At 71.2% G+C, this 20,539-nt stretch carries 18 protein-coding genes and 1 pseudogene; 9 read left to right on the top strand and 10 right to left on the bottom strand.

Translation table 11 applies throughout. The annotated features are described in order from the left end of the window. Positions 1-23: 23 nt before the first annotated feature. A complete protein-coding gene (locus ACIA8E_RS05920) occupies positions 24-944 on the bottom strand; it encodes an NADP-dependent oxidoreductase (protein WP_399294961.1) in 921 nt (306 codons plus the stop codon). A gap of 110 nt (positions 945-1,054) precedes the next feature. Here ACIA8E_RS05920 and ACIA8E_RS05915 point away from each other — a divergent pair, with 110 nt between their 5' ends. The 3 genes from ACIA8E_RS05915 (at position 1,055) to ACIA8E_RS05905 (ending at position 3,625) form a co-directional block, all read left to right on the top strand. Next, positions 1,055-1,465, top strand: coding sequence for a winged helix-turn-helix transcriptional regulator (locus tag ACIA8E_RS05915; protein ID WP_399294959.1), 411 nt, complete (start codon positions 1,055-1,057; stop codon positions 1,463-1,465). A gap of 748 nt (positions 1,466-2,213) precedes the next feature. Then, the gene (locus ACIA8E_RS05910; RefSeq protein ID WP_399294957.1) at positions 2,214-3,137 is read left to right on the top strand and encodes an NADP-dependent oxidoreductase; all 924 of its coding nucleotides are present in this window, start codon (positions 2,214-2,216) and stop codon (positions 3,135-3,137) included. Further along, complete coding sequence (locus tag ACIA8E_RS05905; protein WP_399294955.1) at positions 3,134-3,625, top strand: SRPBCC domain-containing protein; 492 nt, start codon at positions 3,134-3,136, stop codon at positions 3,623-3,625. The genes ACIA8E_RS05910 and ACIA8E_RS05905 overlap by 4 nt, the downstream gene beginning before the upstream one ends. Here the strand turns inward: ACIA8E_RS05905 and ACIA8E_RS05900 are convergent. The 6 genes and pseudogenes from ACIA8E_RS05900 to ACIA8E_RS05875 all read right to left on the bottom strand — a co-directional run. Continuing rightward, a pseudogene (locus tag ACIA8E_RS05900) lies at positions 3,621-4,291 on the bottom strand (hypothetical protein); the annotation flags it as partial. The gene ACIA8E_RS05905 and the pseudogene ACIA8E_RS05900 overlap by 5 nt on opposite strands. A gap of 27 nt (positions 4,292-4,318) precedes the next feature. Then, positions 4,319-6,445, bottom strand: coding sequence for an alkaline phosphatase family protein (locus tag ACIA8E_RS05895; RefSeq protein ID WP_399294953.1), 2,127 nt, complete (start codon positions 6,443-6,445; stop codon positions 4,319-4,321). Positions 6,446-6,542: 97 nt separating this feature from the next. Further along, positions 6,543-6,947, bottom strand: a complete 405-nt coding sequence (locus ACIA8E_RS05890; protein ID WP_399294951.1) for a hypothetical protein — start codon at positions 6,945-6,947, stop codon at positions 6,543-6,545. A gap of 149 nt (positions 6,948-7,096) precedes the next feature. Next, positions 7,097-8,542, bottom strand: a complete 1,446-nt coding sequence (locus tag ACIA8E_RS05885) for a gamma-aminobutyraldehyde dehydrogenase (protein WP_399294949.1) — start codon at positions 8,540-8,542, stop codon at positions 7,097-7,099. Between the two features lie 75 nt (positions 8,543-8,617). Beyond that, the gene (locus ACIA8E_RS05880; RefSeq protein ID WP_399294947.1) at positions 8,618-9,028 is read right to left on the bottom strand and encodes a nuclear transport factor 2 family protein; all 411 of its coding nucleotides are present in this window, start codon (positions 9,026-9,028) and stop codon (positions 8,618-8,620) included. Between the two features lie 32 nt (positions 9,029-9,060). Continuing rightward, complete coding sequence (locus tag ACIA8E_RS05875) at positions 9,061-10,599, bottom strand: purine-cytosine permease family protein (RefSeq protein WP_399294945.1); 1,539 nt, start codon at positions 10,597-10,599, stop codon at positions 9,061-9,063. A 103-nt stretch (positions 10,600-10,702) separates the two neighbouring features. Between ACIA8E_RS05875 and ACIA8E_RS05870 the strand changes: the two genes are divergently transcribed. From ACIA8E_RS05870 to ACIA8E_RS05860, 3 genes are all read left to right on the top strand, one after another. Further along, positions 10,703-12,154: a PucR family transcriptional regulator gene (locus ACIA8E_RS05870; protein WP_399294943.1), complete on the top strand. Its 1,452-nt coding sequence runs from the start codon at positions 10,703-10,705 to the stop codon at positions 12,152-12,154. Between the two features lie 113 nt (positions 12,155-12,267). Next, positions 12,268-13,050: an MBL fold metallo-hydrolase gene (locus tag ACIA8E_RS05865; RefSeq protein WP_399294941.1), complete on the top strand. Its 783-nt coding sequence runs from the start codon at positions 12,268-12,270 to the stop codon at positions 13,048-13,050. Then, complete coding sequence (locus ACIA8E_RS05860) at positions 13,047-13,667, top strand: DedA family protein (RefSeq protein ID WP_399294939.1); 621 nt, start codon at positions 13,047-13,049, stop codon at positions 13,665-13,667. The genes ACIA8E_RS05865 and ACIA8E_RS05860 overlap by 4 nt, the downstream gene beginning before the upstream one ends. Here ACIA8E_RS05860 and ACIA8E_RS05855 read toward each other — a convergent pair. Together ACIA8E_RS05855 and ACIA8E_RS05850 are read right to left on the bottom strand one after the other, a co-directional pair. Further along, positions 13,657-14,736 (bottom strand): MBL fold metallo-hydrolase, encoded by a 1,080-nt coding sequence (locus ACIA8E_RS05855; protein WP_399294937.1) that lies wholly within the window; start codon positions 14,734-14,736, stop codon positions 13,657-13,659. The genes ACIA8E_RS05860 and ACIA8E_RS05855 overlap by 11 nt on opposite strands. 105 nt (positions 14,737-14,841) lie before the next feature. Continuing rightward, on the bottom strand, positions 14,842-16,125 hold the full coding sequence (locus tag ACIA8E_RS05850) for an aminotransferase class I/II-fold pyridoxal phosphate-dependent enzyme (protein WP_399294935.1): 1,284 nt from the start codon (positions 16,123-16,125) through the stop codon (positions 14,842-14,844). A gap of 260 nt (positions 16,126-16,385) precedes the next feature. Between ACIA8E_RS05850 and ACIA8E_RS05845 the strand changes: the two genes are divergently transcribed. The 3 genes from ACIA8E_RS05845 to ACIA8E_RS05835 all read left to right on the top strand — a co-directional run bounded on the left by ACIA8E_RS05845 (position 16,386) and on the right by ACIA8E_RS05835 (position 19,641). After that, positions 16,386-17,540: a mandelate racemase/muconate lactonizing enzyme family protein gene (locus ACIA8E_RS05845; protein ID WP_399294933.1), complete on the top strand. Its 1,155-nt coding sequence runs from the start codon at positions 16,386-16,388 to the stop codon at positions 17,538-17,540. Further along, positions 17,537-18,559, top strand: coding sequence for a zinc-binding dehydrogenase (locus ACIA8E_RS05840; protein WP_399294931.1), 1,023 nt, complete (start codon positions 17,537-17,539; stop codon positions 18,557-18,559). The genes ACIA8E_RS05845 and ACIA8E_RS05840 overlap by 4 nt, the downstream gene beginning before the upstream one ends. Before the next feature lie 119 nt (positions 18,560-18,678). Beyond that, positions 18,679-19,641, top strand: a complete 963-nt coding sequence (locus tag ACIA8E_RS05835; RefSeq protein WP_399294929.1) for a hypothetical protein — start codon at positions 18,679-18,681, stop codon at positions 19,639-19,641. Positions 19,642-19,691: 50 nt separating this feature from the next. Here ACIA8E_RS05835 and ACIA8E_RS05830 read toward each other — a convergent pair whose 3' ends face one another. Beyond that, positions 19,692-20,534, bottom strand: coding sequence for an SMP-30/gluconolactonase/LRE family protein (locus ACIA8E_RS05830; RefSeq protein ID WP_399295084.1), 843 nt, complete (start codon positions 20,532-20,534; stop codon positions 19,692-19,694). Positions 20,535-20,539: the final 5 nt, after the last annotated feature.

Genomic DNA, 20,539 nt, shown 5'->3' with positions numbered 1-20,539 from the left:
GGCTCTGCGGTTGTATCGAGTGGTCAGGGGGTGAGGACGAGCCGGCCTCGCAGGCCGCCCTCCGCGAGGCGTCCGTGAGCCTGCGCCGCTTCTTCCAGTGGGTATGTCCGGGCGACCCGAAGGGTGAGCGCACCTGAGGTGGCGAGGTCGGAGAGGGTGGTGAGCATCGCTGCGTCGGGGGAGACCTGGGTCAGCCTGACCCGGATGCCGCGCTCCGCCTGTGGCAGGGCATCCATCCGGGTGGTGACGAAGGTTCCGCCATCCCTGACTGCTGCGATGACGCCCAGCAGGGTGGTGTCCAGCACGGCGTCGACTCCGTGCGGGTAGAGCTGGCGCACCGCTGCGGCGGGGTTCTCGCTCGCGGACACGAAGGCGTCGGCGCCGAGAACGTTGGTGACGAAGTCCTCGTCCTCGGCGAAGTCGCTGGCGATCACCGTCAGCTTGCGTCGCTTGGCCAGTTGCACGGCGTAGCCGCCGACCGCACCGGCCGCGCCGGTGATGAAGACGCTCTGCCCTTCGCTGAGGCCGAGAAGCTCCACCGATTGCGCGGCGGTCAGGCCGTTCAGCGGGATCGTCGAGGCGTGCACGGCGTCGATCCCGGTCGGCGCGTGGGCCAGGGTGTTACTGGGCACGATCGTGTACTCGGCCTGGGCCCGCAGGACGCCGGTCGCGCCCTGCACGATCGCGATCACGGGGGTACCGACCTCCCACGCCGCGCCGGGTCCCACAGCGTCGACGGTGCCTGCCACGTCCCAGCCCAGCCCGAAGTGACTGCCCTGCGCGGGAGCCGGAAACAGACCGCTCCAGGCCGCCACGTCAGCCGGGTTGAGGGCGGCAGCATCCACCTTGATGCGTATCTCGAACATCCCCGGCTCAGGCAGGTCGACGTCCGCCACCTCGATGACCTCCGGGGCGCCGACGGACCGGTAGACAACTGCTCGCATGATCTTCGCTCTTTCGTTTGCGTTTTCGAACACTACGAACGCTAGGCGAGGTACGATCGATTCGTAAGTAGGCACCTTTAAGTGCGTTACTCCCGTGATCGGAGAGACAGATGGCCACCACGACGAAGCCGGCGCGCCAGATCGAGCCCGGCACGTATGAGGCATACATGCACGACTGCCCCGCGGTGGCCCTGCTCTCGACGATCAGCAACCGGTGGGTCAGCCTGACGATGTGCACCCTCGGCTCACACGGCGACGCGATGCGTTACAGCCACGTCAGCCGCGAAATCCCGGGCGTCAGCCAGAAAATGCTCACCCAGACCCTGCGCATGCTCGAGCGCGACGGCATGGTGAAACGGACGGTCACACCGACTGTGCCGGTACGTGTCGACTACGAATTGACCCCGCTCGGCTGGGGCCTGTACGGCCTGCTGTCCCAGGTACGCGACTGGGCCGCCGACAAAACCGATGAGGTCGACGAGGCGCGAGCACACTACGACACCCGGCAGACCGACCAGTAACGACAACGGAAGCCCCCACGCGGGCTGTGCGCCTGCGCCCGAACAGGATGACCGACCTCGTCATCAGCGATCACCGCGGGGCTCGGGAAGTCATCACTGCAGGTCAGGTGCCATATCGATACTCGTGTATGACGTCGCCGAGGACGTGGTTGGACTGCAGCCTTCCACGTCGTGCACGGCGGCGGGGGCACTGGTGGGCTGCGGACGGCACGGATGCTGCCGAGGACTCTCCCGCCAGTGGGCGCTTATCCGACGCGCCCGCGAGCTGGTCACAGTTCGGCGGGACGATGCTCGTTGTCGTGCCGAAACTCGGCGAGGGACCTGCCCAGCGTGGATTTCGTCCTTGATCATGACGTGATCGAAGCCTCACGCGGCGCGCGCTCACGCTCTCGGCATCGAAGACCGCATCGAAGGCCTCGCCCTACTTGTCGCCGCGGCCGCGCAGCAGGAACCGCTCCGTGCGCATGCCCAGGTGCGTGGAGAATTCCTCGTTCTGCTACACGGCCGGATCCCGGGTCGTTCCATGTGAACGCAGGAAATCCGGGCGAGCCTCTTCTGACTGGGGCAACCATGCGTGTACGCCTCGTACATACCGGGCTCGACCTGGCGCGCCGACTTCACCGTGGTGGTTATCTGCCCGATCAGGGGCGTAACGCACTTTAAAGTGCCTACTTACGAATTGATCGTAACTCGCCTAGCGTTCGTAGCGTTCATAGCGTTCGAATATGCAAAGGGAAGAACAAAAATTATGCGCGCAGCAGTCGTCAAGAAGATCGGTGGACCCGAGGCCGTAGAGGTCTTGGAGGTCCCCCTCCCGGAACCAGGTCCCCTGGAGGTCCGCATCAAGGTCGCGGCCGCCGCGCTGAATCCCGCCGACGCCGCTGTGTGGGCCGGGTTCTTCAGGCCGTTGGAGGAGATGGAATACACCGGTCTTGGTCTGGACGCTGCCGGGACGGTCGACGCGGTCGGCCCGGGTGTCGTCCTGAAGGTCGGAACCCCGGTGATCGCGTTCGATGCCGTCGTGCTGCGCCCGACGAAGGCCCAGGCCGAATATCTTGTGACCGACATCAACTCCATCGCCCCCGCCCCCGAGGGTATGGACCTGACGCTCGCGGCGACGATCCCTCTCAACGCGATGACCGCCTCACTGGCCCTGGACCACCTCCCGCTGCGCCCCCGCGACACTTTGCTTGTCACGGGCGCCGCCGGGGCCGTTGGCGGTTACGCCGTCGAGTTGGCCCGGACGCGGGGCGTGCGGATCGTCGCGCAGGGGCGGCCCGAGGACGAGGAGTTCCTCCGGGGTCGCGGCGCCACCTGGTTCGTATCACGCGACGATGAGCTGAGCGACGCGGTACGCCGGTTCGTGCCGGAGGGCGTGGACGGCGTGCTCGACGCGGCGGCGCTGGGCGCCCCTGCGCTGGCAGCTGTCCGCGACGGCGGCATCTTCGTGAGCGTGAGGGGTGACGTGCTGCCGGCCCCGGAGCGGGGTGTGGTGGTGCGGCTCACCAACGCCGGTCCCGAAGCGACCCGTCTCTCGTACCTCTCCGCGCTCGCCGAGGTGGGCGTGCTGACGCCGCGCGTGGCGCAGATCTACCCCCTGTCGCAGGCCGCCGAAGCCCACGCCCAGCTCGCCCGGGGCGGCCAGCGCGGCCGGATCGTGCTGGTGCCGTGAACGCCGAGACCGGCACCGACGGCACCGGAAGGAAGCAGATCGTGCAGGAAGCTCCCATTGTCACCGCAGTGACCAGGATCTCCGCTCCGGTGGAGGACGTGTGGCGCGTGCTCGTGGCGTTCGACCAGTACTCGCTGTGGCACCCGGTTCTGTCTCTCGACGCGAAGCCCGAACAGGTCGTGGTCGGGGCGGAAATTCCGGGCCGCCTCTCGGGCGGCGACACCGGTCAGCAGGACGTCACGATGAGGATCGTCGATGTGGAGGCTCCCCGCCGGCTGGTCTGGGAGGGCGGATCGCTCGACGCGATCCTCGGGAGGCACTCATTCGTGCTCACCCCCCAGTCGGACGGCACCACCGAACTCACCGACTCCGAGGAGTTCTTCGGCGCCGCCGTCGCCGAACTCATCCCGACACTCGACCGGCTCAGGGGGGAGTACTCCCGGTACGGCGCCGCCCTGCAGGTACGCGTGCAGGGTCTATCCGGCTGACGAGGTCGGCCTTGATCACGATGCCGTCGATGCCGAACGGCAACGAGGCGCGCAGCGCGGCGACTTCCTCGACCCGGGCCTGCACCTCCTCGACGGTGGTGACGGTGCGCGGTGCCGCGTCCGTGTCCGCGGCGGTGTGCACGCCGAGACCGGCGACGTACTGCAGGACCTCGCTGTGCGGGAGTTCGGCGAGGGTGGTGGTCAGCTCGCCGGACTCGGGCAGCGGCAGGGCGCCGTACGCGAAGAACGTCTGCGCACCAGCCGGCCCTGCCGGTAGCGGGCGGCGACCGCGAGCCCGTCGAGCTTCGGCTCCACGGACCAGGCGGCCACCGGTCTGCCGATCCGGCGCTCCAGCGACGCCGTCCAGGTGACGAACTGCTCGGCGGAGAACACGTTGTCCAGGGAGAGCATCGGCACCGTGTGCGGCACGTCCCCGCCCGCGGCGCCGCCGGCGACCTTGCCGGTCGGCGAGGCGGTCAGCACGTCCTGCGGATGCGCCTCCTCGTACGCGGCGATCCCGCGCACCAGCCGGTCGTACGCGTCGTCGTCGAGCGTGCTCTCGCCCGTGGCGTAGTACGCGGCGGCGGCCACCGAGGCTTCTTCGACCGCGGCGGCGTAGGCGGCGGCATCGGCGAGCACAACAGCTGAGTTCGTCATGGCCCCCATCCTGCCGCCCACCACTGACAACGCCCCTCAGTCGGCTACCTGCACGGTCCCGTCCGCCTCGCCGGCGTCATCCGCACCATGCGGCGTCAGCGGCACCTGCGGCCCGGAACACTCCCGCAGCCAGCGCCGCAGTACCTCGTGCACCTGCTCGGCTCCCACCAGCTCCGCGCCCGGCTCCGCCGACGCGTGGGAGGCCACCGGATCCGACATGGAGCGCGGCCAGAGCAGGAACGGCCGCGACTGCCGGCCGCCGAGTCCGCCGTGCGAGCCGATCTGTTCCTCGAAGGCGTGCACACAGCCCGTGTCCGGGTCGTACATCGAGTTGACCATCACATCGGCGACATGCGGGAAGGTGTCGGTGCGCCGCACCGCGGCCGCCGCGCCCGGACCGAACGGGGCCAGTGGGCCTTCCCCGTCCTTCAGTTCCGACACCGGGATCTCGGCGCCGCCGCGCCCCAGCACGACCGATCCGTGCCGCTCGCTGCGGACCAGCAGGAAGCCGATGCCCGGGTGGTTGGCGAGGGTGCGGAGCAGCGCGGGGTGGCGGCGGTCGAGCTGTTCCCGGGCCGCGCGTCCGTCGATGTCGGGGAAGGAGATCAGGCCGAGGTTGCCGGAGGCCAGGACGATCGGGTCCGACGCGCGTCCGGCGTGCTCCGCCGCGCTCTCGTCGACGGGCCGGTGCAGGGCGATCCGTACCGCGTCACGCGCCTCCGAGGCACTCTTCGTATGCTGCGCCCGGCGCGGCACGGGCAGCCCGCAGCCCGCCCGCACCAGGTCCTTGAGCGTCAGCCCGTACACCCCCGCAAAGGTCTCCCCCGGGCTCTGTCCGTGGTCGGAGAGCAGCACGATCCGGTAGGTGCGCGGGGTGTGTTCGGCGACCTTGACGATCAGGGCGAGCGAACGGTCCAGCCGTGCCAGGACCTTCTCCGCGTCCCGGCTGTGCGGCCCGGAGTGGTGCGCCACTTCGTCGTACGCGACCAGGTCGGCGTAGACGGCGGTGCGTCCGGCGAACATGTCGCCGATGACCGCGGCGACCACCACATCGCGTTCGACGACGGTCGCGAAGGCCCGGATGAAGGGGTAGAGCCCGCCGCGCTTGATCCGGGGCGTGTCCTTCCGGAGCCTCGCCCGGGTCGACTGGACGATCTCCCGAACGACCTCGGCGACGAATGACAGCGCGGTACGGACGGCGTTGGCCGGGTCGGAGAAGTAGGCGAAGTAACCGGCCCGTGAGCGGCGGCCCTTGCCGCGCCTTGCGGCCATCGAGAGCACGAGCGCGAGCTGGTCGGCGCCGCCGCTGAAGAGATTGCCGCGGCTGGCTCCGTCGAGGGTCAGCAGCCCGCCGTCATGGGTGCGCATGATGGCGCGCCGCTGCAGTTCGAGGGCGCTCGCGGGTCTGTTGGAGACCATGACGTCGCCGGTCTCCTTCTCGTACCAGCGGAAGGCGGGTATGTCGTAGTTGCTGCCGTGCAGAATGCCCAGCTGGCTGGCGCCGGTCTGGCTGGACCAGTCGGTGCGCCACGGGGTGAGCCGGTGGCTCGACCCGTCGCCGAGCCAGTGCGCGACGGTGGGCATCAGCCCGTCGGCGGCGGCCTGCGCGAGGATGTCGTGGCCGACGCCGTCGAGCTGGATGAAGACCGTTCCGGGCGGTTCACCGCGACCCGTTTCCACGTCCCGGCCCGTGCCGGTGCGACGGCGGCGCCGGTCGGCGAGGCGCGAGAGTCTGCGGCGGTAGGCGTTGTCGTCGCGGACGGCGAGCGCGGTGGATGTCGCGGAGGCCACAGCGGACATCACGGCGGCGACGACGACCGCGGTCTCGGGGTTGGCGGCGCCACGCCCGTCCGGGGTGAGCCGCAGGGCGACCAGCAGCAGCGAGCCGTTGAGGAAGAAGACCAGCATCCCCAGGACGAGGGCGGGCACGATGAGCAGTGCCCGTACGAGAGCCGGCCAGACCAGCGCCGAGAGCAGACCGAACGCGCCCGCACCCCAGGCCGCCGTGAAAGCGATCCTGGTGATGCTGTCACCGTTGTCCGACTGGAGTTGGAAGTCCGGCAGAATCCCGGCGAGTGCCAGCATGGTGAGGGTCGAGACGGCCCACACCACGACCACTCGCACGAGGGCGCTGCCGGCCGTTCGCCATCGCCCGACACTCACGCCGTTGCCACCTCACATGTCCGGGCCGCCTTACTGCTGAGGACCCGCACCCAGCCTTTCACAGGGGGCTCGTACGGCGCGGTGCACCGGGCGGCGGTCAGCAGCCGTCGTAACCGGCGGTCGGCATGGAGAGCCTGCGATGCACGCTCGCCTTCGTGCGGCTGCTGTACGACGGCTCGTCGAGACCGGCGAACTCCAGCCGTACGCCGCGCCGCTCGCACTCCGCGGCGAACTGCGGCACCGACGTCAGTGCCCGGGCGAGGACTCGGTCGTTGGGGGCCACGAACAGTTCGATGTCGCCGGCCTCGACATCCGCCCACAGTGCGTGGTGGTCGGGGCGCAGGCCGTAGAAACGCAGCTCGCGCGTGACGACATAGCCCTTGTCCGCGGCCCACCGGGCACACATGACGTGCTGGCTGCGGGTGTCCACGAGGAACGGGTCGCTGTCGAGCTCCTCGAGCGGTGTGAGACTGGCGATCGCCGCCACCCGTACGTCCCCCATGGGCGTTCCCCCCGTGCTAGGCGTACCGGCGACCCTACCGCTCCGACACTCGTACAAAAAGGCGCATGTCAGGACGGGAGGCGTACGGGGCGGGAGCGCGCCGCCGCCCCCGCGCCGGGGCGGAACCCGGGGCAGGGGCGGCGGGAGGGTCAGTCGTCGAGAGACGTCATGACGTGCTTGATGCGCGTGTAGTCCTCGAAGCCGTACGCGGAGAGGTCCTTGCCGTAGCCCGACTGCTTGTAGCCGCCGTGCGGCATCTCGGCGACGAGCGCCATGTGCGTGTTGATCCACACGCAGCCGAAGTCGAGGTACTTGGACATCCGCATCGCCCGTGCGTGGTCCTTGGTCCATACGGAGGAGGCGAGGGCGTAGTCGACGCCGTTGGCGTACGCGACCGCCTGCGTCTCGTCGGTGAACGACTGGACGGTCATGACGGGGCCGAAGACCTCGTTCTGGACGATCTCGTCGTCCTGGCGCAGGCCGGAGACGACGGTCGGTGCGTAGAAGTAGCCCTTGTCGCCGACCCGGTGGCCGCCCGCCTCGACCCTGGCGTGCTCCGGGAGCCGGGCGATGAAGCCGCTGACCTGGGCGAGCTGACCGGCGTTGTTGAGCGGGCCGTACAGCACGTCCTCGTCGTCCGGCTGCCCCGTCTTCGTGTCGGCGGCGGCCTTGGCCAGCGCGGTGACGAACTCGTCGTGGACCGACTCGTGGACGAGGACGCGGGTCGCGGCCGTGCAGTCCTGACCGGCGTTGAAGAAGCCGCCGACGATCAGGTCCTCGACCGCCTTCTGCAGGTCCGCGTCCTCGAAGACGACGGCCGGGGCCTTGCCGCCGAGCTCCAGGTGGACCCGCTTGACGTCCTTGGCCGCGCTCTGCGCGACCTGGATGCCGGCTCGGACGGAACCGGTGATGGAGGCCATCGCCGGGGTCGGGTGCTCGACCATCAGCCGGCCGGTCTCACGGTCGCCGCAGATGACGTTGAAGATGCCGCGGGGCAGCTCCAGCGCCTCCAGCACGCCGCCGATGATCTCGGCCATCAGCACGGTGGAGGCCGGGGTGGTGTCCGAGGGCTTGAGGACCACTGCGTTGCCTGCGGCGAGCGCGGGTGCGAACTTCCAGACCGCCATCAGCAGCGGGTAGTTCCACGGCGCGACCTGTGCGCAGACGCCGACCGGCTCGCGGCGGATGATCGAGGTCATCCCCTCCATGTACTCGCCGGCCGAGCGGCCTTCGAGCATCCGCGCCGCACCCGCGAAGAAGCGGACCTGGTCGATGGCCGGGGCCAGTTCCTCGCTGCGGGTGAGGTGGAGCGGCTTACCGGTGTCCCGGCTCTCCGCCGCCACCAGCTCGTCGGCCCGCGCCTCCATCGCGTCGGCGATCTTCAGCAGGGCCAGCTGTCGTACGGAGGGGGTGGTGTCGCGCCATACGGGGAACGCGGCAGCGGCGGCCGCCATCGCCGCGTCGACGTCCGCGGCACCGGAGAGCGGGGAGGTGGCATAGACGTCGCCGGTGCTGGGGTCCACCACATCGAGCGTGCGGCCGTCCGAGGCGTCGGCGAAGGCGCCGTCGATGTAATTGCGGAACGTGGTGCTCATGGAACCGGTCTCTCTCGTGGTCGGTCGGTGTCACGGGTGCGCCCCCGGTCGGGCGGCCGCACCCGGAACGCCTCGTCAGGCGGTGGTGCGGGCGGACAGGTGCTCGTGAACGGCGGGCCAGCTGCCGTCCTCGGCGCGGGCGAAGACGATCGTCTCCCGCTCGTGGACGGTCTCCTCACCGGCCCGGGTGGCGATCCTGGTCTCGACGTCGTGGCTGAACACGGCGGTGGAGCCGAGGTGCTGGATCAGCTGTCCGGTGGACATGCAGCCCAGGATCCGGAAGTCGTCCTCGGCCACCCACTGCTGCCACAGCGCGCGGTACTCGGCCGTGGAGGCGAGCCGCTGCGGCGTGGAGTGGAAGACGAAGGTGGCGTCCGGGGCGAAGGAACCGAAGTAGTCGTCGAGGCGCCCCTCGGCGAAGGCGGCGACGAGCGCATCGGCGGCGGCCTGGATCTCCTGGACGGGGGTGCTCTCGGACGTGCTCAAGGGTGGCTCCTGGTTACGGGCGGGGCGGGCGCTCAGCGAGCGGCGGCGGGTTCGGCGGCGAGGGACTCCTCCGGGCCGCCGGTGATCGGCGGGATCTCGGTGTCCGAGGCCCGGACCAGCCGGGGTCCGTCCGGCCCGTACACCCCGCGCGGCTCCGGGAACACGGTGAGCAGGGCGAGGTGGAGCACGGCTGCCAGGGCGAGGCCGACCGGCAGGGAGATGTCCGCGCCGTTCGCCAGGTTGCCGAGCGGGCCGACGAACTGGCCGGGCAGGTTGGTGAAGAGCAGCGCCACGACGGCGGAGATGACCCAGGTGGACATTCCGCGCCAGTTCCAGCCGTGGTTGAACCAGTAGCGTCCACCGATCTGGCGGCGGTTGAAGACCTGGAGGGCGTCCGCGTCGTACCAGCCGCGCCGGGTGAGGTAACCGAGCGCCATGACGATCATCCACGGGGCCGTGCACGTGATGATCAGGGTGGCGAAGGTGGAGATGGACTGCGCGAGGTTGAGCGCGAACCGGCCGACGAAGATGAAGGCGATCGACAGGGCCCCGATGAAGAACGTCGACTGGACCCGGCTGAAGCGCGTGAAGACGCTGGAGACGTCGAGCCCGGTGCCGTACAGCGCGGTCGTGCCGGTGGACAGGCCACCGATCAGGGCGATCAGGCAGAGCGGCAGGAAGTACCAGCCGGGCGAGATGGCGAGCAGTCCGCCGACATAGTTGGGGGCGGCCGGGTCGACGTACTTCGCGGCCTTGACGGCGATGATCGAGGCGGTCGTCAGACCGAAGAGGAACGGCAGCAGGGTGGCGATCTGGGCGAGGAACGCGGCGCCCATCACCCGGCGGCGCGGCGTGGCGGTCGGGATGTAGCGGGACCAGTCGCCGAGGAAGGCGCCGAACGAGACCGGGTTGGACAGGACGATCAGCGCGGAGCCGATGAAGGCCGGCCAGAAGAGCGGGTCGGCGGTCGAAGCGAAGGCTCCGGCGTACCCCGGGTCGAAGTCTCCGGCGAAGGCGAAGGCGCCGAGGACGAAGAGCGCCGAGGCGGCGACGACCGCGATCTTGTTGACCAGCAGCATGAACCGGAAGCCGTAGACACAGACGACGAGCACCAGTCCGGCGAAGATCGCGTAGGCGACGCCGTAGCTCACATCGGACTCGGGGAGACCGGCGAGCCGGTGGGCGCCGCCGACGAGTGCGTCACCCGAGGACCACACGGAGATCGAGAAGAACGCGACCGCGGTGAGCAGCGAGAGGAACGAGCCGACGATCCTGCCGTGCACGCCCAGGTGGGCGGAGGAGGAGACGGCGTTGTTGGTGCCGTTGGTCGGGCCGAAGAGCGCCATCGGGGCGAGCAGCAGGGCGCCGACGAGCAAACCCAGGACGGTTGCCGCCAGGCCCTGCCGGAAGGAGAGCCCGAAGAGGATCGGGAACGCACCGAGCACACAGGTGGCGAAGGTGTTGGCGCCGCCGAAGGCGAGCCGGAAGAGGTCGAGGGGGCGGGCGGTCCGGTCCGCCTCGGGTATCCGCTCGACCCCGTTGGTCTCGACTTCGGTGATCGAGGAAGTCACGGACGCTCCACCTACTGTTCATGCACGGGGACTGGCCCCTCAGTCTGTGGTGCCGAACCGTGGGCGGCAATTGTGAAAATCACAAAGGGATACCCTGTTGTCTGTGGCCAGCGACAAACTCACTGTTGAGGATCTCCTCTCGTACCCCGCCCTCCAGCTCACCGTGAAGGCGGGCAGCAGCGGTCTGGGCCGCTCGGTCTCCTGGGCGCACGCGAGCGAGCTGGACGATCCGACGCCCTGGCTCCTCGGCGCCGAGGTGATCATGACGACGGGCCAGGCGCTGCCGCGTACCGCGGCCGGGCAGCGCGCGTATCTGGAGCGGCTCGACGACGCCGGGGTGTCCGCACTGGCCCTCTCGGCACAGCTGCACATGCCCCCCTTGCACGACGCCTTCTTCCGGGCCGCCGAGGAGCGGGGCTTCCCGGTCCTCGAGGTGCCGCTCGCCGTCCCGTTCATCGCCGTGTCCCAGGAGGTCGCCGCGTCGGTCCAGGAGGATGCCCGGCACCGGCTCGGCGCCCAGCTGCAGGTCTTCGGTTCGCTGCGCTGGCTGGTCGCCGAGGACCTCGACACGCCGACACTGCTGCGCCGCCTCGAACGCCTCTCGGGTTACGACGTCTACCTCTGCACGCCGCAGGGGCGCCCCCTCCTGCCCGGCGTGCCCGTGCCCGATCCGGGCGTCCTGCCCTCCTCCGTCGATGCCCCGCCGACCGTGCCCGGCGGGTTCGTGCTGCCCGTTCCGGCGCCCGGCGGGCCGGCGGGGTTCCTCGTCGCCTACGAACGGGAGGGCGCCCAGCCGGCCGGGCTCGCCGTCGTCCAGCACATCGCCACGGTGGCGGCGCTGCGGGTGGCGATGGTGCGCAACGAACGCGAGACGCTCCGCCGGGAGGGTGCGGAGACCCTCGCCGAGCTGCTGCAGGAGGTCCTCGACCCGGAAGCGGCCCGGCGCAGGCTCGCCCGGCACGCGATCGAGGGCGACACCGTGCTGATCGTGGTCCGGCGGACCACGGACGAGGCACTGCTGCGGTGTCTCCAGGACCATCCGCATCTCCTGCTCACCTGGGGCGAGGACCGCTATGTGCTGGGTGCGCCGCAGCTGGCCGGCCGGATCGGTGAACTGCCGGACGTGGCGGCGGGGATGAGCCGCCCGTTCCTGCCGGGCGCCGCACTGCGGGTGGCGCAGCGCGAGGCGCTCTGGGCGGTCTCGAAGGCCGTCGAGTCGGGCCGCCCGGTGATCCGTTACGGGGACGATTCGATGGGCCGCTGGCTGCCCGACGACCCGGCGGTGCTGACCGCGCTGGTCGAACATGTCCTCGGCGCGGTACTGCGTTACGACGAGGCGCACGACTCGCAGCTGCTGGTCTCCGCCCGCACCTGGATGGAGCGCGACCGCCGAACGGATGCGGCGGCGGCCGCCCTCCACATCCACCCGAACACCCTCACGTACCGGCTGCGGCGGTTCGGCACGCTGACCGACCGCGATCTGGCGTCGACGGGAGCGCTGGCGGAGGTGTGGCTGGCGATCCAGGCAGCGGGCGCGCTGGGGCTCACGGACTGAGATCTCCCTGCCGGGCACGGCGGCGGCCGGACGCGCCCGACCCCCTGCCCGGCTCCGGCATTACGCTCATGGCGAGGGCCGGACAGCGGGAACCACGGGCGAGGAGGCAGACGGTGCCGGTGGAAGTCACCTGGTGGGGCCATGCCACCTGCACCATCGAGGACTCCGGAGTCCGCGTCCTGACCGACCCCCTCTTCGTGCGCCGCCTCGCCCACCTGCGCCGGCGCCGCGGCGCGCTCCCGGGCCCCGAGGCCACCGTCGCCGACGTCGTCCTCATCTCCCATCTGCACTCCGACCATCTGCATCTGCCGTCGCTGGCCCGCCTCGCGCCCGGCAGCCGGCTGATCGTTCCGCTCGGCGCCGTCCGTTCCGTACCGGGGCTGCGGATGCTGCGCCGGGTGCGCGGGCTGCGGATCACCGAGGTGGCGGCCGGGGACGAGGTGCGGGCCGGCGGCGTGCTGGTACGGGCCGTCCCCGCACAGCACGACGGACGGCGGCTGCCGCTGGGCCCGCATCGTTCGCCCGCGCTGGGCTATGTCGTCGAGGGCGAGGCGCGCACTTACTTCGCCGGGGACACCGGGCTGTTCGACGAGATGGCGGAGGCGGTCGGCCCGGTGGACGTGGCGCTGCTGCCGGTCGGCGGCTGGGGCCCGTATCTGGGCCACAGCCATCTGGACGCGGGCCGGGCCGCCCAGGCCCTGGCCCGGCTGGCGCCGCGATCGGCCGTGCCGGTGCACTACGGCACGTACTGGCCCATCGGGATGGACGGGGTCCGGCCCCACGAGTTCCACTCACCGGGCGACGAGTTCGTCCGTAAGGCGGCTCTGCTGGCGCCGGACGTGACGGTGCACCGGCTGGCCCACGGGGAGCATGTGCGGCCGGAGGCCGCCAGGTGATCCAGGAGGTCGTGGGGCAGCTGCCCCCTGAGTCGACGCAGCAGGCCGTCGGCTATCCGTCCCTGTTCCTGTTGGTGGCGCTGGGTGCTCTGGTGCCGGTGGTGCCGACCGGGGCGCTGGTGAGTTCGGCGGCCGTGGTGGCGTTCCATCAGACGGACCCGTTCGCGCTGCTGGTGGTGTTCGGGGTGGCGTCCTCGGCGGCGTTCCTCGGGGACATCTGTCTGTACTGGCTGGGGCAGCGCGGGGTGCGGTCCAGGAATGGTTCGAAGTGGCTGCAGGCGATCAGCAACCGGGCGGCGCCGGAGCGGCTGGCCCAGGCGCAGCAGAAGCTGGACGAGCACGGTTCGGTGGTGCTCGTGCTCTCGCGGCTGGTGCCGGCCGGGCGGATTCCGGTGATGCTGGCGTGCCTGCTGGGCCGGATACCGATGCGCCGGTTCGCCCGGGGGGATGTGCCGGCCTGTCTGGCGTGGGCTGCGACGTATCAGCTGATCGGCATTCTGGGCGGTTCGCTGTTCCCCGAGCCGTGGCAGGGCGTGGTCGCGGCGGTCGGCCTCACGCTGCTGATCAGCGGGGCGCCCGCGGTGTGGCGCAGGGCGCGGGCCCGGTTCAGCCGCTGATGCCGTGGGGCGGCTGCGGTGAGCGCGGGGTGCGGGCTCCGTCCAGCACCCGGGAGCCGCCGATCGGCAGGTCCCAGAGGCGTTCGCGCGGATGGCCGGCCCGCTGCCAGGCGGTACGGAGCCGGGTGAGCGGTTCGAGTACGGGCTCCGCGGAGAGCAGGAACGTCGCCCAGTGCATCGGCGCCATCGCGCGGGCGCCGAGATCCTCGTACGCCTGCACGGCCTCTTCCGGATCGGTGTGTACGTCGCCGAGCCACCAGCGCGGTTCGTACGCCCCGATCGGCAGCAGGGCCAGATCGATCCCGGGGTGGCGGCGGCCGATCTCCGTGAACCAGTGCCCGTAGCCGCTGTCCCCGGCGAAATAGACCCGCTGTCCGTCGCCACCGCCGATGCCGTTGATGATCCATCCGCCCCACAGGGAGCGGCAGGTGTCGGTGAGGGTCCGCTTCGACCAGTGGTGGGAGGGCACGAAATCGAAGCGGACGCCGTTCAGCACCGCCGACTCCCACCAGTCGAGCTCGGTGACGCAGGAGAAGCGGCGGCGACGGAACCACCGGCCGAGTCCCGCGGGGACGAAGAGCGGAGTGTCCTGCGGCAGTCTGCGCAGGGTGGGGGCGTCGAGGTGGTCGTAGTGGTTGTGACTGATGACCACCGCGTCGACGGTCGGCAGATCCTCCCAGCGGACGCCGACGGGCGTGATCCTGGCGGGTGTCCCGAGGATGCGGCGGGACCACACGGGGTCGGTGAGGATGGTCAGCCCGCCGGTCCGGACGATCCAGCTGGCGTGTCCGACCCACGTCACGGTGGTCGCACCCGCGTCGGTGTCGGGCAGCGGTTCGGGGGCGTACGGGAGCCGGTGGACGCCGCGCAGTCCCTCCGCGTCGGGCCGCACGGCGCGCTCACAGGCCAGCCTGGACATGCCCCTGACACCCGGCAGGGGGGCGGTGAGCCGGTCGGCGAACGTGTCGGGCCAGACCCTCGCCTCGCCGAGCGGGCGCGGTGACACGATCCGGCCGACGGGAGCCGGGCGCGCGGGCCCGTCGAGGGAGCGCTCGGTCTGGTCCGTCATCGAGGGACTCCCGTCTCGGAGTGCGTCGTCGAGTGGGTCGTCGCGGGTGCGGCGTCGCGCAGGCCATCGGGGAAACCGTCGGGTATGCCGTCGGCCATGCCTTCGTCAGCGGAGTTCGCCGAGAGCTGCTGCAAAAATGCTCAGGGCTCGGGCGACGTGCGGCAATTCGAGGGGCTCCACCGCAGTGAGGGACTCCATCTGCTGCTCCGGGGTCGAGCCGAGCAGCGGTCCGGTGCCCAGCCGCACCCGCAGCGCACCCAGTTCGTCGCCGAAGCGGTGGCCTCCCGGGGTGGGAGCGCCGAGGCGTTCGGTGAGGTACTCCTCCAGTTCCAGCGAGTCCGTGACGCCTTGGGTGGCCAGCCGGGACCGGAGAGGGCCCAGGTCGGCGTAAAGATGACGGCCGGCCTGCGGGGGTCTGGCCAGCGCCCCGGAGGCGAGCACCGCCCGGTGGGCCGCGGCCGCGACCCGCGCCTGCAACCCGGCGGCGAGGCGGACCCGAGCCGTGACGGGCTCCGGTTCGCGCAGCGCATAGGCGGCCGCGGCAGCCACCGGGCCCGCGACGAGGGCGCCGAGCGCGGTGAGGATGTCGAGGGTACGGGCGTGGCGCGCCGCCGCCCGTACGGTGTCCGGGAATCTGGCGACCGCGACCGGCCAGGCGGACGGAGTCAGCGCACCGGCCAGATCAGAGACGACGGTGACGTCCTCGGGGCACATCTCGGCGGGGCTCAGCAGGACGGTGTCGTGCGGCCGGTGCAGCGTGTCGCGCCAGGTCTCGTCACTGACGATGTGCATCCCCTCTGCGACCGCGGCCTCGCACGCCTCGCGCACGAGTTCCGGCGGGGCGACGGTGGCGGTCGGGTCGTCGACGACGGAGATCAGCAGGAGCCGGGGTCTGCCGCCCTCGGCGCGCACTCTGCGTACGGTCTCGAGGAGCGCGTACGGATCGGGCACGCCGCCGCACTCGGCCGGGGTCGGCACATGGTAGGCGGGCCGGCCCAGCAGCCGGGCCTGCGGGATCCAGGTGGGGGGACAGGGGCGCGGCATGAGGACATCGCCGCCGTGTGCGGCGATCAGGGCGAGGAGCAGGGGCGAGGCGCCGGGGGCGGCGGCGATGTGCTCCGGTCCGCCGCGCAGTCCGCGCCGGATCCAGTAGGCGGCGGCCGCCTCACGCAGGGCCTCGCCGCCGCCGGTCGGTTCGGGCTCGCTGCGCCCGGCCGCGGCGGCGAGCACGTCGGCCAGTTCGGGCAGCACGGGCAGCCCGGGATCGGGAGCGGGCGGCCCGTACCGAACGGGCCCGCGGTCCTCCCGAAGGGTCCGGACGACGGCCTGCCCGGCGCCGTTCCCGGCCGGTTCCGCATCCCCGTCCTGCCCGGTCCGCTCCCGCGCCATCCCGGGCCTCCTTCGCTGTCGCTCCGTCACCCTGTCTCGTTCTCAGGGCCCTTTATACGGAGGTTTGAGCGACACCGCTTGCCCGGCCGGGCGACACACCGGCCACCCCCTGGCGGGCCGACCGACCGGGAGCACCCTCCCGACCGGGAATGGCACCGGGACCCGGCGGCCCCATTGACACTCGACCCGCCGCGTCATTACGGTCACGCCAGAATTTCGAACGAGTGACGAAATATCGAACACGTCGAGGGGCAACTCCCGTGCGCATCACCGGAATCAGTACACACGTCGTCGGCACCCCCTGGCGCAACCTCACCTACGTCCAGGTCCATACGGACGAGGGCCTCACCGGTGTCGGCGAGACCCGGATGCTCGGCCGCACCGACGCACTGATCGGCTACCTGCGCGAGGCGGAGACCAACCACGTCGCCGGCTCCGACCCGTTCGCCGTGGAGGACCTCGTACGCCGGATGAAGTACGGCGACTACGGGCGGGCCGGGGAGATCGTGATGTCCGGCATCGCGGTCGTCGAGATGGCCTGCTGGGACATCAAGGGCAAGGCGCTCGGCGTCCCGGTCTGGCAGCTGCTCGGCGGACAGGTCACCGAGCGGGTCAAGGCGTACGCGAACGGCTGGTACACCACCGAGCGCACCCCGGAGGCGTACCACAAGGCGGCGCGGGCCGTCGTCGAGCGCGGATACCGCGCCCTGAAGATCGACCCGTTCGGGACCGGCCACTTCGAGCTGGGCCAGCAGGAGACCCGGTACGCGGTGTCGCTGATCGAGGCAGTACGGGATGCCATCGGCCCCGACGCCGAGCTGATGCTGGAGATGCACGGCCGTTTCAGCCCGTCGACCGCCGTACGGATCGCCCACGAGATGGCACCGTTCCGTCCGGCCTGGCTGGAGGAACCGGTGCCGCCGGAGAACCTCAAGGCGCTGAGCAAGGTCGCCGGCAAGATCGATCTGCCGATCGCGACCGGCGAACGCATCCATGACCGGACCGAGTTCCGTGAGCTCTTCGAGTCGCAGGCTGCCGACATCATCCAGCCGGACGTCGGCCACATCGGCGGCATCCTGGAGACCCGCAAGCTCGCCGCGACTGCCGAGACCCACTACACGCTGATCGCACCGCACAATGTGGGCGGCTCGGTGCTGACCGCCGCCAGTCTCCAACTGGCGGGCTGCACACCCAACTTCAAGATCCTCGAACACTTCAACGACTTCGCGGACGCCGACATCAAGAAGGTCGTCAAGGGCGCCCCGCAGGTGGACGCCGCAACCGGCTGCTTCGAGCTCTCCCACGCTCCGGGCCTCGGCGTGGAGCTCGATGTGGACGCGGCCGCCGAATTCCCGCAGCAGCAGGCCCGGTTCGATCTGTGGGCGGACGGCTGGGAGAGGAGGCAGCCCAAGTGAGCAGCACCCACTCACGGTCGGTCACGGTCGAGCGGCCCGGCGAGCACCGGCTGACCAGCGGCCCCGTTCCCGAGCCCGGTCCCGGCGAGGTCCGGGTGCGGGTCGCCGCGGCCGGGATCTGCATGAGCGACCGCGAGGTGTACGACGGCCATCGCGACCCCGCCTACGTCCGCTACCCGGTGGTGCCCGGCCACGAATGGTCCGGGGTGGTCGACGCCCTGGGTGCAGGCGTCGATCCGGCGCTGCTCGGCCGTCGGACGGTCGCCGAGGGCTTCCGGTCCTGCGGCAGATGCGAACGGTGCCGGAGCGGGGACACGTCGCTGTGCACGGCGGGGTACGACGAGACGGGGTTCACCCGGCCCGGGGCGTTCGCCGACCATGTCGTGGTCCCGGCAAGGCTGCTGCACCTGCTGGCCGACGACGCGGATCTGCGGGCCGCCGCCCTGCTGGAACCGGCCGCGGTGGTCGCTGCGGCCGTACGGGCCGGGGCGCCCGAGCCGGGTGAGCGCATCGCCGTCGTGGGCGCGGGGACGCTCGGGCTGCTCGCCGTTCAGCTGCTCTCCGCCATGTCGCCCGGGGAGCTGACGGTGATCGACCCACGGGACGAACGTGCAGGCCGGTCCCTGGCGTTCGGGGCGAGCGAAGCCCGCACCCCGAAGGAGGCCACCGAGGTGCACGGCCGCTACGACCTGGTCGTGGAGACGGCGGGCGCGCCGTCCACCGCCGCCGACGCCTGCCTGCTGGCGCGGCGCGGCGGCCGGGTGGTGCTCACGGGCATGTTCGCGCCGGGTGCCGCCGGTATCGATCCGGTGCATCTGTCGCTGAGCCAGCTCACCGTGCGCAGTGTCTTCGGGGCACCATCGGCGGCTTGGTCCTACGCGGTGCGGGCGTTCACGGCGGGGCTGCTCGATCCGGCGGCGCTGATCACTCACGAGTTCCCGCTGGAGCGGTTCGCCGATGCCGTGGCGCTGGTCGGCGGCGGCGGTCCAGGGACGGGCAAGGTGCTGCTGCGGCCGTAGAGCCCCGTCGGCCCCACCGCTCTCCTCACACCACGCGCTCTCTTCACACCACACACCGATGCAGCCCTGCAACCGCCCACCCGAACCTCGTCCGATATCTCGAACACGAAAGGTCGCTCATGACCTCGTCCGACTCCCCCGCCCGTCGCCCCGGCGAGCCCGCGCTCACCGCGCTCGGGCTGGGCGCGCCCGCCGCCGACCCGGCCGACACCTCTCCGTACGCCTTCCCCGACGGTGGCACCTGGCGGACCGAGGTCCCGTCCGTCGAAGGCCCGGAGGCCCTCTCCGTCGTCCTCAAGGAGTCCTCCCGGCTCGATGTACCGATCCATCGGATCAGCCAGGGCAGCGGCATCTGGATGCTCAGCGACACCGAGATCACCGAGATGGTCGAGGGCTGCGCCGAACGCGGCGTCGAACTCTGCCTGTTCACCGGACCGCGCGGAAGCTGGGACACGGGCGCCTCCACCCGTACCGACTCGGGCGGGGCGGGGCTGCGTGCCCGCGGCCATGACGCGCTGGCCGGCTGCGTCGAAGACGCCCTTCGAGCATCCGAGTTGGGTGTGAAATGCCTGCTCGTCGCCGACGAAGGGGTGCTCTGGACACTGCACCGGCTGCGTACCCGGGGCGTACTGCCCGCCGATACGACCTTCAAGGTGTCGGCGCTCATCGGGCCGGTCAACCCGGCCTCCTTCGCGGTCCACGAGCGGCTCGGCGCCGACTCGATCAACATTCCGTCCGATCTGACACTTGCTCATTTCACCGAGATCCGGCGGGTGTCGGGCGCACCGATGGACCTCTACATCGAGGCGCCGGACGACCTCGGTGGCTATGTGCGGATGTACGAGGCCGCCGAGCTGATCCGCCGCGGCGCCCCGATCTATCTCAAGTTCGGACTGTCCAGGGCGCCCGGCATCTATCCGTACGGCGCACATCTGCGTGACGTCGCGCTGGACACGGCCCGCGAGCGGGTGCGTCGGGGGCGGCTGGCCCTCGACCTGCTGGCCCGGCACGGCGCCGGCACGAACATGTCGCCGCTCGGCTCCCGGCTGCCCGGCCCGCTGCGCCGCTTCACGAGCGAGTAGCGAGTAGCGAGTGCATCGAGGTCGAGTTCCTCGAACCTCCCTCGCCCGATTCAGCCCGCGAAGGCCGTCCCCGGCATCCCTTGCCCCGCGCCCGGCAGCACCAACAGCGAACCGGACAGCGGGTGCGGGGCGGCGAGCCCCGTCCGGGCCGTGGAGATGTACAGGTCGCGCAGGTCCGTACCGCCGAAGGCACAGGCCGTCGGGCGCCGCACCGGCAGTGCCACGGTCCGGTCCAGCGCGCCGTCGGCCGTGTAGCGACGCAGCGCCCCTCCGTCCCACAGAGCGACCCATACGCATCCGTCGGCATCGACCGTCAGCCCGTCGGGGAAACCCGCACCCTCCTCGACCGTCGCGAACGGCCGCCGGTTCAGGGCACGCCGGCCGTCGAAGTCGAAGACGTCGATGCGGCGCGTCGGGGTGTCGATGTAGTACATGAGCCGCCCGTCCGGACTCCACCCGATGCCATTGCTGCAGACCACCACGGGCAGCACCGGGGTGACCGTGCCGTCGGGCGCGATGCGGGCCAGGCTGCCGCCTACCTCCGCCTCGTCGTAGCGCATGGTGCCCGCCCAAAGCGCCCCGTCGGGCGCCACGGCCGCATCGTTGCCACGCCGCCCGGGCTCGGGGTCGTGCACCAGCCAGCGGAAGGCGCCGTCGCGGTCGTAGAGTCCGATGCCGTCGCGCAGATTGACGACCAGCCCGCCGCCCGCACGCGGCTTCGCCGCTCCGACATGCTGCTCGGTGGCCATGACCGTGCGGCGGCCGTTCGCCGGGCTGTAGGTGTGGACGCGGGCGGAGAGGATGTCGACCCAGATCAGCCGACCGGTCGCCGGGTCCCAGGTCGGGCCCTCACCGAGCTCGTTCTGCTCCCGCACGGCCACGTCGAGGCGCATCGCGC

Origin of the sequence: Streptomyces sp. NPDC051664 (assembly GCF_044453545.1) — a bacterium.
Lineage (GTDB): Bacteria > Actinomycetota > Actinomycetes > Streptomycetales > Streptomycetaceae > Streptomyces.
Note: the sequence above shows the minus strand (reverse complement) of the source record. Positions and strands in the feature narration are given on the sequence as shown.

What these genes read in the sequence shown, in the direction of transcription:
- ACIA8E_RS05915 (WP_399294959.1), top strand. Translation starts at nt 1,055, where the DNA reads ATGGCCACCACGACGAAGCCGGCGCGCCAGATCGAGCCCGGCACGTAT.
- ACIA8E_RS05885 (WP_399294949.1), bottom strand. Translation starts at nt 8,542, where the DNA reads ATGAGCACCACGTTCCGCAATTACATCGACGGCGCCTTCGCCGACGCC.
- ACIA8E_RS05920 (WP_399294961.1), bottom strand. Translation starts at nt 944, where the DNA reads ATGCGAGCAGTTGTCTACCGGTCCGTCGGCGCCCCGGAGGTCATCGAG.
- ACIA8E_RS05910 (WP_399294957.1), top strand. Translation starts at nt 2,214, where the DNA reads ATGCGCGCAGCAGTCGTCAAGAAGATCGGTGGACCCGAGGCCGTAGAG.
- ACIA8E_RS05855 (WP_399294937.1), bottom strand. Translation starts at nt 14,736, where the DNA reads ATGACGGACCAGACCGAGCGCTCCCTCGACGGGCCCGCGCGCCCGGCT.
- ACIA8E_RS05890 (WP_399294951.1), bottom strand. Translation starts at nt 6,947, where the DNA reads ATGGGGGACGTACGGGTGGCGGCGATCGCCAGTCTCACACCGCTCGAG.
- ACIA8E_RS05830 (WP_399295084.1), bottom strand. Translation starts at nt 20,534, where the DNA reads ATGCGCCTCGACGTGGCCGTGCGGGAGCAGAACGAGCTCGGTGAGGGC.
- ACIA8E_RS05850 (WP_399294935.1), bottom strand. Translation starts at nt 16,125, where the DNA reads ATGGCGCGGGAGCGGACCGGGCAGGACGGGGATGCGGAACCGGCCGGG.
- ACIA8E_RS05835 (WP_399294929.1), top strand. Translation starts at nt 18,679, where the DNA reads ATGACCTCGTCCGACTCCCCCGCCCGTCGCCCCGGCGAGCCCGCGCTC.